This is a genomic window from Bacillus sp. Hm123 (genome assembly GCF_051842975.2).
Taxonomy (GTDB): Bacteria; Bacillota; Bacilli; order Bacillales; family Domibacillaceae; genus Bacillus_CE.
On the sequence record NZ_CM200277.1, the window covers coordinates 1,473,788 to 1,486,458 of the forward strand.

Annotated in this window: 11 protein-coding genes; 9 read left to right on the forward strand and 2 right to left on the reverse strand. The window is 38.1% G+C overall.

Annotated elements, in window-relative coordinates:
- Positions 1–146 precede the first annotated feature (146 nt).
- From ACSVDJ_RS07630 to ACSVDJ_RS07660, 7 genes are all read left to right on the forward strand, one after another.
- A complete protein-coding gene (locus ACSVDJ_RS07630; RefSeq protein WP_439170906.1) occupies positions 147–2,246 on the forward strand; it encodes a heavy metal translocating P-type ATPase in 2,100 nt (699 codons plus the stop codon).
- A 151-nt stretch (positions 2,247–2,397) separates the two neighbouring features.
- Positions 2,398–2,985 carry an SCO family protein gene (locus tag ACSVDJ_RS07635; RefSeq protein WP_439170908.1) on the forward strand — a complete coding sequence of 196 codons (588 nt, stop codon included), beginning with the start codon at positions 2,398–2,400 and terminating at the stop codon, positions 2,983–2,985.
- A gap of 183 nt (positions 2,986–3,168) precedes the next feature.
- A complete protein-coding gene (locus tag ACSVDJ_RS07640; RefSeq protein WP_094835296.1) occupies positions 3,169–3,348 on the forward strand; it encodes a hypothetical protein in 180 nt (59 codons plus the stop codon).
- A gap of 186 nt (positions 3,349–3,534) precedes the next feature.
- The gene (locus ACSVDJ_RS07645) at positions 3,535–3,960 is read left to right on the forward strand and encodes a DUF1284 domain-containing protein (RefSeq protein ID WP_439170910.1); all 426 of its coding nucleotides are present in this window, start codon (positions 3,535–3,537) and stop codon (positions 3,958–3,960) included.
- A gap of 59 nt (positions 3,961–4,019) precedes the next feature.
- Positions 4,020–5,258 carry a PucR family transcriptional regulator gene (locus ACSVDJ_RS07650; protein WP_439170911.1) on the forward strand — a complete coding sequence of 413 codons (1,239 nt, stop codon included), beginning with the start codon at positions 4,020–4,022 and terminating at the stop codon, positions 5,256–5,258.
- A 103-nt stretch (positions 5,259–5,361) separates the two neighbouring features.
- The gene (gene ald, locus ACSVDJ_RS07655; protein WP_439170912.1) at positions 5,362–6,474 is read left to right on the forward strand and encodes an alanine dehydrogenase; all 1,113 of its coding nucleotides are present in this window, start codon (positions 5,362–5,364) and stop codon (positions 6,472–6,474) included.
- Positions 6,475–6,670: 196 nt separating this feature from the next.
- The gene (locus tag ACSVDJ_RS07660) at positions 6,671–7,168 is read left to right on the forward strand and encodes a hypothetical protein (protein WP_439170914.1); all 498 of its coding nucleotides are present in this window, start codon (positions 6,671–6,673) and stop codon (positions 7,166–7,168) included.
- 55 nt (positions 7,169–7,223) lie between these two features.
- Here ACSVDJ_RS07660 and ACSVDJ_RS07665 read toward each other — a convergent pair whose 3' ends face one another.
- Together ACSVDJ_RS07665 and ACSVDJ_RS07670 are read right to left on the reverse strand one after the other, a co-directional pair.
- Positions 7,224–8,753 carry a solute symporter family protein gene (locus ACSVDJ_RS07665; RefSeq protein WP_439170915.1) on the reverse strand — a complete coding sequence of 510 codons (1,530 nt, stop codon included), beginning with the start codon at positions 8,751–8,753 and terminating at the stop codon, positions 7,224–7,226.
- Positions 8,750–9,106, reverse strand: coding sequence for a DUF485 domain-containing protein (locus tag ACSVDJ_RS07670; protein WP_439170916.1), 357 nt, complete (start codon positions 9,104–9,106; stop codon positions 8,750–8,752). The genes ACSVDJ_RS07665 and ACSVDJ_RS07670 overlap by 4 nt, the downstream gene beginning before the upstream one ends.
- Positions 9,107–9,322: 216 nt before the next feature.
- On the opposite strand from ACSVDJ_RS07670, the gene ACSVDJ_RS07675 reads away from it, so the two are divergent.
- Positions 9,323–10,879, forward strand: a complete 1,557-nt coding sequence (locus tag ACSVDJ_RS07675) for a hypothetical protein (RefSeq protein ID WP_439170918.1) — start codon at positions 9,323–9,325, stop codon at positions 10,877–10,879.
- 180 nt (positions 10,880–11,059) lie between these two features.
- The gene (locus tag ACSVDJ_RS07680; RefSeq protein ID WP_439170919.1) at positions 11,060–12,577 is read left to right on the forward strand and encodes a glycine betaine uptake BCCT transporter; all 1,518 of its coding nucleotides are present in this window, start codon (positions 11,060–11,062) and stop codon (positions 12,575–12,577) included.
- Positions 12,578–12,671 lie beyond the last annotated feature (94 nt).

Genomic DNA, 12,671 nt, shown 5'->3' on the forward strand with positions numbered 1-12,671 from the left:
TATGATTTGAAATTGGGGGCGTTGCTAAATGGCACGCCCCTTGCGATTGGCACATATTTTCTAATATGAGCATATAATCATATACAGAACTTAGAAAATATGTTACCATCAACTCAAATGATATTAAAGAAAAGGGGTGGCCTTGTATGGCGGAGTATCGATTGAAAGGCCTTTCATGTGCGAATTGTGCTCGTGAAATGGAAGAAGAAATTCAAAAGCTCCCAAATGGAGAGGAAGCTAGAATATACTATAATTCAGGTAAGTTGGCTGTACCTGAAGGCGTCGATTTGCCTAATGTTGAAAAAATATTAGCAAAAGATGGCGCAGTTATCATTAAAGAACAGGACGGCTCTGATGAAGAGGGACATCATCATGCGGAAGCCCATAGCGGTCCTAATTGGAAAATGTTGATTTCTATTTCGACGATCTTGTTTGCTTCTGCTTTCCTGCTTGAAGATTATCTGTCTATGGCTGTAATCATATCTATGTACGTTGCTGCAACAGCAATTAGTGGTTATCAGACGTTTATTAAAGGGATGAAAAATCTTTTTCGTCTTAAGTTCAATATCGACACGTTAATGACGGTTGCTTTAATTGGTGCGTTCGGTATTGGTGAATGGCGTGAAGGAACGCTAGTAGCAATTCTTTTTGGATTAAATGAATATTTAGAAGGATTGGGTATGGAAAAGGCTAGGAAGTCGATGGCTACTCTACTTCAAGTCGCTCCAAAAGAAGCTGTCTTGATTAGTGGAGGCCATGAAAGAGTAGTTCCCATCTCTGCTTTGGAAATTGGAGATATTGTTCTTGTTAAGGCGGGAGAAAAAATTCCTTCTGATGGAAAAGTAATCGAAGGGAAAAGCTCAGTTAATGAAGCGGCGATTACAGGAGAATCGATGCCTGCCGATAAACAAGTAGGAGACGATGTATTTGGCGGTAGTGTCAATAATGAAGGTCTATTAAAAGTTGAGATCATGAAAGCTTACGAGGATTCTTCATTAGCTAAAATTTTACATCTCGTCGAAGAAGCTCAAGAAACGAAAACACCTACTGAATTATTCATTAATCACTTTGCTAAATACTACACGCCTGTGATCATGCTGATTGCAGCTATCGTTATGGTAGCACCACCACTCATCTTTGGAGCGGATTGGGGAACTTGGTTTTATCAAGGGCTCGCTGTATTAATTGTTGGTTGTCCGTGTGCGTTAATCTTATCTTCTCCGATCGCAATTGTATCAGGAATTACGAGAAATGCTAGAAATGGTATTCTTGTAAAAGGTGGAGTCCATTTAGAGCAATTAGGAAAAATAAAGACAATTGCTTTTGATAAAACAGGGACGTTAACAAAAGGTGAACCTCATGTGGAACAAACGATTGTCTATGAACCGAATTTTTATCAAGTTGCTGGGGCTATCGAGAAAAATTCTTCCCATCCATTAGCAGTTGCTGTTGTAAAAGAAGTAGAAAAAAGTGTATCTCAAATAGCAGATGCAGCTGATGTTCAAACAATTGTGGGTCAGGGAGTGTCTGCACAAGTTGATGACAAAATGTACTTTTTAGGAAATGAAAACAGTTTGGCACATCTGACATTGCCGAATAAAGTGAAAGAGGATATCGCACAACTAAAAGGAAGTGGGTACACGTTAGTAGCGGTAGCGGATGAAGACAAAGTACTTGGCTTGTTCGGTATTTCCGATCAAATTCGTCCAGAAGCTCATCAGCTAATGAAACGCCTTCAAGAAAATGGGATCAAACAAACGGTCATGCTGACGGGCGATCATCACAAATCCGCTGAAAAAGTCGCAACAGCCATTGGTTTAACGGACTATTATGCAGGGTTACTTCCGGATGAAAAAGTGAAAAAAATCAAAGAATTAACGGAAACGTCTGCGACAGCAATGGTAGGTGACGGTATTAATGATGCCCCCGCACTAGCGACAGCGAACCTTGGTATTGCGATGGGGAAAGGAACGGATAGCGCGATTGAAACAGCGGATATTGTGTTAATGCAAGATCATTTAGGCAAGCTTCCTTCCGCTATTTCCATTAGCCAAAGGGTGAACCGAATTATCAAGGTGAATATTGCTTTAGCTCTTGGTTTAAAATTAATTGCGTTATTGTTAACGATTCCGGGCTTGCTTACTCTTTGGATTGCGATTTTGTCTGATATGGGGGCAACGATCATCGTCACGCTCATTAGCTTAACGATTTTGATTGAAAAGAAACAAGAAAAAGTTGATATATGAAAAACACTTAAAGAAATGGAGATTTCCTTGCCTCTTCTTCATATATGTTCATAAATTGTTCAGATTCATTCACTCTATTTAGTTGAGAAATTGAATGAGATACCATACCATTGAATTATCACAGCTTACATACATGTAGGAGGGGACTTAGTTGAAGTTATCTCGTTTAATCGTACTTATGATCATCACATCACTCATATTGATCACAGGATGTAGCAACAGCGACTTCCAAGGCAATATGAATGTAGAGCTGCAAGATTTCACTCATATCAATCAAGATAATAAAGAAGTAAGCCTTAAAGATTTAAAGGGTACCGTGTGGATTGCTGACTTCATCTTTACTAACTGTACAACGGTTTGTCAGCCGATGACAAAGAATATGTCTGACCTACAAAAGATGCTGCAAGAAGAAGGCATAGAAGATTATCGCATCGTTTCTTTTAGTGTCGATCCTAAAAATGATACACCTGAAAAAATGAAAGAATATATTTCTTATTTTAACGTTGATGAAAGTAAATGGGACTTATTAACAGGTTATGATGATGAATACATTAAAAAATTTGCAGAGAAAAACTTTCAAACTTTAGCGATTCCAGAACCTGATTCCGATCAAATTTTGCACGGAACAAGCTTTTATTTAATTAATAAAGAAGGCACCGTTGTGAAAAGCTATAGTGGCAATGAAGACGTGCCGTTTGATGAAATGGTGCTAGATATGAAACAACTAATTAAGGAATAAAAAAGTGGCTGTCTAACGATGCTATGTTTAGACAGCCACTTTTTCTTTGTAAAATAAAAACAAGACTTGACTTTGATAAAAAATTAACAAAAAATTCACACATTTAAATTGAAATTCCTGCTTGTATTGTGTAATATTAGACTACGGAAAATATTCTGAAAATTTATTTGAGAGGTGAATGTTATGAATTATGGTGTATATAAGTTTGGTTCTTTTAACAAAATTAAGTGTGATTGTGGATGGGAAGGTGTTCGTGCCGATTTACGAAAAGCGTTAGTCGTTCTTGAGCAAACAAAATGTGGAACGATCTTCGATGCAGAAGATGTATATGTTTGCCCGAATTGTGATTCTAGAAAATATTAACTACCTCTTATAGCCTTCTAAATTTTTTCCTGCTTGCCTACAGTCAATTTTGCTCGTCTGCAAATTTTAAAACCTTTCAGCTAATTTATAAAACCAAAAAGGAAGTGTCCGAGTTAAAGCGGATACTTCCTTTTGTTTAGCTTTGTTAAACAATGATGTTGTATAATAAATACATAATGGAGGGGAATGATGATGAAACAAATGAGAGGCCATCATCTTCTATGCGTTCATGGATTTAGAGGGATGGGATATAGTAAAGAATTTATTGAGACGATGACAGAAATTGTCAAGGATATAAGAAATGAACAAAAAGATTTCATGATTCGAGTGGTGGTCGGATTTGATGAAGCTTGTTTTTCTTGCCCTAATAAAGGAGACACGATATGTGAAGCATCACCCACATCACAACAGCATGTGACAACTCTTGATCAAAAGGTTATTCGCCATTTAGAGTTGAAAGAAAATCAGGTATATCGAAAGTCTGATATAATAAAACGAACAGCGGAAAGGGTAGACCCAGAAGATCTAGATTTTCTTTGTGAGGGATGTTCTTGGCTCAGTGCGGGTGTATGTAAAGAAGGAGTTCGTCAGTTGAAGGAGAAAAATGAGTGATTTCAGTAAGGATGACAACAATATTTCGTGCATGAAATTAATGGAGGAACAACGTTTATATGGCAAATGCAACAGGGAATTATTTTGCGAATGATTATGAATCAATTGAAGTGTTAGCTGATCGAATTAGTGAAGAGCTAGAATGTCCGATTACGATAGAAGATGCGAGTCATCGCATTATTGCTTATAGTAAACATGAAGATGAAGTCGATTCGGTGAGAATTGCGACGATTATGGCGCGGCGAGTGCCAGAGCATGTCATCAATAGTTTATGGAAAAGTGGCGCGATTCCGAAGTTGTTTGAAACAGAAGAACCTGTCATTATTTCACGGATTGAACAAGTATCATTAGGGGAGCGAGTAGCCATTTCTGTCCGTAAACAAAATCAAGTAGTTGGCTTTATTTGGGCGCACCCTAAAAAAAGCTTTACCGATGAAAAATTAATGATTTTACAAGAAGCTGCCAAGGCAGTGAAAAATCAGCTGCTTCAACATCAAAAAAAGAAAAAAGAAACAGAGAAAAGCTATCAAGAATTTTTTTGGAAGCTATTGACGGGCCACTTTTCAAAATTAAAAGAAATAGAAGCGATGAATCAGCATCATCATTTACAGTTAAAAGGTCCATTTGCGGTGATTATTTTTGATTTTCCTCAACCGATCAATCCATCCGTTGAGCGACAAACGGATTATTTAGTAGAAACGATTCAACAACTTCCGATCGTAGCGAGAACGTTTGATAATACCCAATTAATTTTATTGGCGAAAATATCTGAAAAAGATCATATGAGTAGTTTAGAGGCCTTTATTTACAGTTTTATTTCGAAAATCAATGAGCGTCAACAAATTGAAGGGATCACGGTAGCCGTCGGTGCTGTAGCCGATCAACCATTACATATTTGTCGAAGCTACCAGGAAGCACTATTTGTATTAAAAATTAAAAATCAATTCCCCAAGGTCACAAAATCGATTTGTTGTTATGAAAAGTTAGGGGTGTTTCAGTTTATTGAAGATTTAGCAGCTATTCGAAAGCAAACTGGATTTCAAAATCCGATGATTATGAAACTAATGAAATATGATCGCGATCATCATTCGAATATGCAAGAGACGATATTTGTCTTTTTGCAGCATGATGGCAATATGAACGAAGCGGCGAAAGCGTTGCATATACATGCGAATACATTAGCCTATCGGTTAAAAAGAATATCAGAAATAGCTGACATCAACTTGAAAGATGCGAATCAAAAGATTACGCTCTATTTAGATTTGTTGATTGAAAAGTTAGAAGAGGCTGATTTGTAAGAATTCACAAAAAACTCTCCCTGTTTTTTTTATTTGTAATGATGAAATGTTTTGAAAATTGTCATACTATAGACATATAATAAAAAACAGGGAGATGGTCATCGTGATTATTGGGATTCCTAAAGAAATTAAAAATAATGAAAATCGTGTAGCAATTACTCCTGCAGGCGTTAGCGCATTGGTTCGTGCGGGTCATAAAGTGTTAGTAGAGAAAGACGCAGGAATTGGAAGCGGTTTCAAAGATGGGGAGTATCAAGCATTCGGAGCAGAAATTATTGATTCAGCTGCTAATGTTTGGGGACAAGCAGAAATGGTCATTAAAGTTAAAGAGCCGATTGAATCAGAATATCAATATTTCCGTAAAGATTTGCTTCTTTTCACTTATTTACATTTAGCGGCAGAGCCTGCTCTTACAAAAGCTCTTGTTGATCATGGAGTGACAGGAATTGCTTATGAAACGGTTTCAGTGAATCGTACGCTCCCTCTTCTTTCGCCAATGAGCGAAGTCGCAGGTCGTATGGCTACTCAAATTGGTGCTCAATTTTTAGAGAAGAATAAAGGTGGCAAAGGCGTTCTTCTTGGAGGAGTACCTGGCGTAAGAAAAAGTAAAGTCACTGTTATTGGTGGTGGAATGGTAGGAACAAACGCGGCCAAGATCGCTTCTGGATTAGGGGCAGATGTCACAATTATTGACTTGAGTGCGGATCGTTTACGTCAATTAGAAGATGTTTTTGGGTCAAGCGTGCAAACATTAATGTCTAATCCATTTAATATTGCTGAAGCAGTGAAAGAATCAGATCTTGTGATTGGAGCGGTATTAATTCCAGGAGCAAAAGCACCGAAGCTTGTTACCGAAGAAATGGTGAAAACGATGTCACCGGGATCTGTCGTTGTTGATGTAGCGGTTGACCAAGGCGGTATTTTTGAAACGGTTGATCATATTACAACGCATGATCATCCAACATATGAAAAACACGGTGTTGTTCATTACGCTGTTGCCAACATGCCAGGGGCTGTTCCACGTACATCAACAGTTGCTTTAACGAATGTGACGATTCCATACGCCCTCCAAATTGCTAATAAAGGATTTGAAAAGGCAATAGCTGATAATTCAGCTCTAAAGCTAGGTGTAAATACACTAAAGGGCTTCGTTACTTATGAAGCTGTAGCCACTGATTTAGGTTACGAGTTTAAATCAGTGGATGAGTTAATCTAAATGATAAATAGGAATGTCAGAAAGACCAGGTATTTTCCATATCGGAAAGACCTGGTTTTTTTGCTTTCACTTATATTTTGTGAAAATCACAAAACTTTTTTACTTATTCAAACGTATATATAAGCGAGTGATGAAATGCGTATGAAAGCTCAAATACATATGTTTACGCATATAGTGAGGACGGGTAAAGAAACCTATGAACAAATCTACCTTACAGTTAATACGTTTATTAATGATTTTAGTCGGTTGCTTATTTTTGTTAGCTGGAGGCTTCTTTTATCAACAGCATAAGCAACAAAAGGAGAAAGTGACATACGCAAGAAAAATGCAGAAAATTTATCTGTTGATGAAGGACCATTCAATAGCTGCGCAAAAAATGGTGGCAAATCAGTCCGAATGGCGAGCTACCTTAAGTGTTCAAAAGGAAGACGCTGTTAAGAACATGGAGAACGAAATGGAAATATGTCAGGTGATGCTGGCTGAATTGCCTGCTCCACCGGAGTCGATGCTTAAGGAATATTCCGCCTTACTGGATATCCACATTGCTTACAAACAGTACATGAATTTAGCCATTGGTCTGCAAGAGGTGTCTAGTTCTTTTGCTAATAAAGAAAAGAAGTTAAAAAACGAACTGAACACTCGTTTAAGCGATTTTGATGAAATGACCGATCAGCAACGGGAGAAGAAGGGCTAAAACGATCAAACTTCTCCACTGACCATTAGTTAGCGGAGAAGCGAAAAGAATCGATTTAGCCTTTATATCCTGTATTTGCTTTGACAGTTACTTCAGCAAACTTACGGGTATCGGCTTTTGCAGAAGACAGTACAGTGGCGAGATATCCAGCAATGAAACCAGCAGGAACGGACACAATTGCTGGATTGGTTAATGGAAAGAGTGGTTCACCAACGAAAATAGCTGTACCTTCAGGGTCGAGAACATTTGGACTGATGGATACAAGTATTAAAGCAGAAGCAAGGCCTGTAATCATTGCAGCTAATGCTCCAGTCGTATTAAAGCGCTTCCAGTAAATTGTATAAATGATCACCGGTAGATTGGCGCTGGCGGCTACACAGAAGGCAAGTGAGACTAAGAAGGCAACATTCATCTTCTGAGCAAAAAGTGCGAGTACGATGGAAAACACAGCGACAGATATCGATGCATAGCGAGCAGCGAGCATTTGCTGTTTTTCTGTGATCTTTCCTTTCTTAATAATTTCTCCGTAAATATCATGAGCAAATGCTGATGCGCCTGATAACACGAGCCCGGCTACAACAGCGAGGATGGTTGCAAAAGCTACAGCAGATACAAAGGACATCAGCATGTCTCCACCGAGTGCTTGAGCGAGTAGAGGAGCGGCCATATTCCCTGCTGCGTTGGCTGCAATAATATTATCAGAACCGACAAAAGCGGCAGCTCCAAACCCTAAGAAGATCGTTAAAATATAGAAAATCCCGACAATCCAAGTAGCTACTACGACAGAGCTTCTAGCTGTTTTCGCATCTTTTACTGTAAAGAAACGCATCAATATATGTGGCAATCCTGCCGTGCCGAGAACGAGAGCAATCGTGATCGACATCGTGTCGATTGGATTTTTATATTTTACTCCGGGGTGTAAAAAGCTTTCGCCTAGTGGGGTAGCGGTTTTCATCTGTGAAAACATCTCAAAGATATTAAAGTTGAATTTAGCTAAAACGAGAAAAGAAATAATCACCGTTCCGATCATCAGTAGCACAGCCTTCACAATTTGCACCCAGCTAGTGGCCGTCATTCCCCCAAAAAGAACATACACGGTCATCATTACACCTACGATCAATACCGCAATCCAATAATCAATCCCCAATAATAATTGAATGAGTGCTCCTGCTCCAACCAATTGAGCAATCATGTAAAAAATAACGATGGTGATCGTGCTCATCGCCGCTGTGGCGCGAATCTTTTTTTGATCGAAGCGAGCGTTAATCATATCAGCTAGTGTGTATTTACCGAGGTTGCGCAGTGGCTCAGCCACGATATATAAAACGACTAAATAAGCAACGAGGTAGCCGATACTAAAAAAGAAACCATCAAATCCATTTAAAGCAATGGCTCCTGCAATTCCGAGAAAGGAAGCTGCTGATAAATAGTCTCCAGCAATTGCTAACCCGTTTTGCCAGCCAGTCAGTCCTCCGCCAGCTGTATAAAATTCACTAGCAGAATTCGTTCGTTTGGCAGCCCAATACGTGATTACAAGTGTTAAGCCGACAATGACAACAAAGAAGGATAAACCTAGTATACTCATAAGCTATTTTCTCCTTTACTTTGTTGATTTACATCGTCTAAGATTTCATTTGCCATATGATCAAACTGGTTTGCTTTTTTAACATAGAGCATACATAGTACCCACGTCATAATAAATTGAGCAAAAGCAAATAACCAAACCCAGGAAATGGAGCCGATCGCAGAGGTGTTTAAAATAGTTGTGTAGGAAGTTAAGAGTGGCAATGAAAAGTAAAAAATTAAGAAAAAAACCGAAACTGGAACAATAAACTTGTTTTTTGCTTGGATTAAATGCTTGAAATCACGTCTTTCTGCAATTTTTTCATATTTCGTTTTTGGCCCTGGTGATGTGGAATGTAAAAGTGGGTTTTCCATACAACATCCTCCTTTTTATTTCTTAAAAGTTGTCAATTTTAAGAATTATATGTCAATTCTATGGAATCGATAGAGATTTCGCAATAAAAAGTTCATAAAATTGTCAGGAAAATTTCAGACATGTTTCGACAAACCGATCGTAATAGGAAATTTTTATCTTTCTATGTTTTGATATATAATAGAATCATAGAGATTAAGTAGATTGGACGGATGAGAATGAAGGAAGGAAAACAATTAGCGCAATCACTCGTTTTCTTAACGGGAAGACATTTGCGTTTTGTCTATGTTTTGCTTAATGATGTGAATCTTTGGGACATTATATCTTCAAAAACGAAGGATGTTGTTTCTAAGGAGCGTTCAGCTCATTTTTATACATGGCTAAGTAAAGAAGCAGAAAAGTTAAATGGAGTGAGTGATCGAGAGCTTCAGCTAGATTTGTTGTTGCATTTGAGCAAAACGTTGAAATTACCTGGAAGCTTATACAATGAATTCTATGAAATTGAAAAGCAATGTGCCAATATTGTGGAAGAAGTATTCAGCATGTCACAAAAAAAATACAAGCAATTTTCCAATGTGTATGATCAATTTTCTAATAAAAATAAATTGGAGTTTTTAATTCATTGGGAACTAGCTGAAATGTACACTCACTTAGATGAACAAAATCAAGGTGAAGAGCGATCAACTATGCTTTGGACAGAGGAAATCGTAGCGTTTCTACAAGCTATGCCTAATTATCAACAAGAGCAAGTGAGACAGCAGCTCAGTTTACATGCGTGTACAGTGAATGAATTATCGGGGGCTCTACAAAAGGATGTATTTGCTGTGTTTACAGCGATATGCGAACGAGCGGGCTTTCGTTTTTATCAAGAACTTCTCCAAAGCTTCTCAAGAAAAGAAGCGGTGAGCGTTCACGATGTTGCTTATTTTTCTTGGATGACTCATCCTAGTTTATTGCTATCGTTAATTTTTAAAGGGGGAGGCATCCTTTATCGGTACCAGCATTTATTGTTTAATAAAGGGTTACTGCCGATCGTTCTTCTGCAAACGGCATTGCCATTTCTTTCTGAAGGAATAGAAAAACAAAATGATTTATCGCCGTTGTCAACAGCTTGGCAACAGCGTTTTGAACATTATTGCTCTCTATTAAGATCAGTGAATGAACTGGTGAAAAAACGAAATGACGGTCAAACGGCTTTAGATATTCTTTATCAAGAACAAAAAACGCTAGAAGGGACAAGTGGCCAAACGACTAATTATTACGAGCAAATGCTTCAGAAACTCACTCAACTTTTGAAGCAAGATCCATCGAGACCTTATTTTGGAGAATTAAGTGTAAAACAAAATCGCTTGCAAGAGAATTTAAGAAAAGTCGATGAGAAAATCGAGGCTCAGCAAGCGCCGACAGGAGGAGTGCTTGGTAAAGTCTCTTCGTTTGTGAAGTCGAGCTATTATGGAACTGAAAAGGCGCAATTAGAAAAGAAACTAGAGAAGGTGTTCAGCGAGATCACAGAAACGGTATTAGAAAAATATCCTGATTATGCACCTGAAATCACGCAAGAAATTATTCTTTTAAGAGAACGGCTAGCTGTGAATGAGCAAAAGTCGATAGGAATAAAGAAGAAAATTCATGAGCTAGAAGAAAATTTGCTACATTTAAAAAATAATGAAAAGGAAGAACGAGAAAAAATAGCCATTGCTGAAAAACGGACATATGGTTTGACAGAAATGTATAAACTAGTGATGGAAAAAGAAAATAGGCAGTCGATTCATTAAATAAACCTCCGCCAAAAACGGAGGTTTTTGAGTGAAATAAAAGTATGGAGTTTCAATTCCTTGATTGTGGGGTAGATATTTGTTAGGGTTATATAGAGCTTCCTAATCACTCCCAGTGCAAGTTGATACTACCCATTCCCATGTGCACTAATTAGCAATTCAACTAGAGAGGAGAATTTTGTGAGGAGAATTTCTAACGTATTTTGGTATGCAGCTGCACTTGTTTTAGTAGCTGTCATCTTTGGTGTCGTTGCACCAGAGTCATTTGAAACAGTAACAGCTAATCTTCAATCATTTTTTACATCAACATTTGGATGGTATTATTTAATTTTAGTCTCTGTGATCGTTCTGTTTTGTTTATTGTTAATATTTAGTCCAGTAGGAGCGATCAAATTAGGCAAACCTGATGAGAAGCCGGAATATTCTACACCGACATGGTTTGCTATGCTATTTAGTGCAGGTATGGGAATAGGTTTAGTATTCTGGGGTGCTGCTGAACCATTGAGTCACTTTGCGAAAAGCCCCCCTTTAGCAGAAGCGGGTTCGAATGCAGCTTTAAAGGACGCCATGAGGTATTCGTTCTTTCATTGGGGCATTCATGCTTGGGCTATTTACGCTCTCGTGGCGTTAGTATTGGCTTATTATAAATTCAGAAAAGGCGAACCAGGGTTAATTAGTGCGACATTAACCCCTATTTTAGGGCGTGCAGCTAGAGGGCCATTAGGTACTTTTATCGACGTCATTGCCGTATTTGCTACCCTTGTAGGGGTTGCGACAACACTCGGGTTTGGAGCAGCGCAAATTAATGGAGGCCTTTCTTATTTACTTGGTATTCCAATTAACTTTAATGTTCAGTTAATCATCATTGTTGTTGCGACAATTTTATTTATTATATCAGCGATGAGCGGATTAGGTAAAGGAATTAAAATTTTAAGTAATACAAATATGGTTCTTGCTGTTGTATTGCTCGGGCTAATGCTCATTATTGGACCGACGTTATTGATCTTTAATATGTTTACAGATACGATTGGATCATATTTTCAAAACTTAATTACAATGAGCTTTCAAATTGCTCCGTTAAATGATGAACATCGCTCTTGGATCAACAGCTGGACGATTTTCTATTGGGCATGGTTTCTTTCATGGTCTCCTTTTGTCGGGATCTTTATTGCTCGAGTTTCGAAAGGGCGAACGATACGGGAGTTTTTAATCGGTACGCTTTTAATGCCAGCTATCGTAAGCTTTCTATGGTTTTCTGTGTTCGGTGTATCGGCGATGGACTTGCAAATGTCGGGGGCAGTGGATTTAACGAACAATGCAACCGAGACAGTTTTGTTCGCAGTCTTTAATGAGTTTCCTTGGTCGTCTGTACTATCAATCATTGCGATTATTTTAATCAGTACGTTCTTTATTACCTCTGCGGATTCTGCGACGTTTGTGTTAGGAATGCAAACAACTTATGGCTCGTTAATGCCACCGAATCGTGTCAAATTAACTTGGGGAATCGCTCAATCGCTGATCGCTATTGTTTTATTGTATAGCGGCGGATTGCAAGCGCTACAAAATGCATTAATTATCGCGGCACTCCCATTTTCTTTTATTATAATTTTAATGATGTTGTCTTTATATAGATCTTTATCGATAGAAAGAAGACAATTATTAAAAATGTTAAGACCTCAGAAAACGACTAAAAAATAATACAATAGTCGGACCACCTTTTCAAACAAAAGGTGGTTCTTTTAGTGATAGGAACTAGTTTTACTTGCAGTTTTGAGCAAGCTTATCTAATATA

What these genes read in the sequence shown, in the direction of transcription:
- ACSVDJ_RS07675 (WP_439170918.1), top strand. Translation starts at nt 9,323, where the DNA reads ATGAAGGAAGGAAAACAATTAGCGCAATCACTCGTTTTCTTAACGGGA.
- ACSVDJ_RS07660 (WP_439170914.1), top strand. Translation starts at nt 6,671, where the DNA reads ATGAACAAATCTACCTTACAGTTAATACGTTTATTAATGATTTTAGTC.
- ACSVDJ_RS07650 (WP_439170911.1), top strand. Translation starts at nt 4,020, where the DNA reads ATGGCAAATGCAACAGGGAATTATTTTGCGAATGATTATGAATCAATT.
- ACSVDJ_RS07645 (WP_439170910.1), top strand. Translation starts at nt 3,535, where the DNA reads ATGATGATGAAACAAATGAGAGGCCATCATCTTCTATGCGTTCATGGA.
- ACSVDJ_RS07630 (WP_439170906.1), top strand. Translation starts at nt 147, where the DNA reads ATGGCGGAGTATCGATTGAAAGGCCTTTCATGTGCGAATTGTGCTCGT.
- ACSVDJ_RS07670 (WP_439170916.1), bottom strand. Translation starts at nt 9,106, where the DNA reads ATGGAAAACCCACTTTTACATTCCACATCACCAGGGCCAAAAACGAAA.
- ACSVDJ_RS07640 (WP_094835296.1), top strand. Translation starts at nt 3,169, where the DNA reads ATGAATTATGGTGTATATAAGTTTGGTTCTTTTAACAAAATTAAGTGT.
- ACSVDJ_RS07665 (WP_439170915.1), bottom strand. Translation starts at nt 8,753, where the DNA reads ATGAGTATACTAGGTTTATCCTTCTTTGTTGTCATTGTCGGCTTAACA.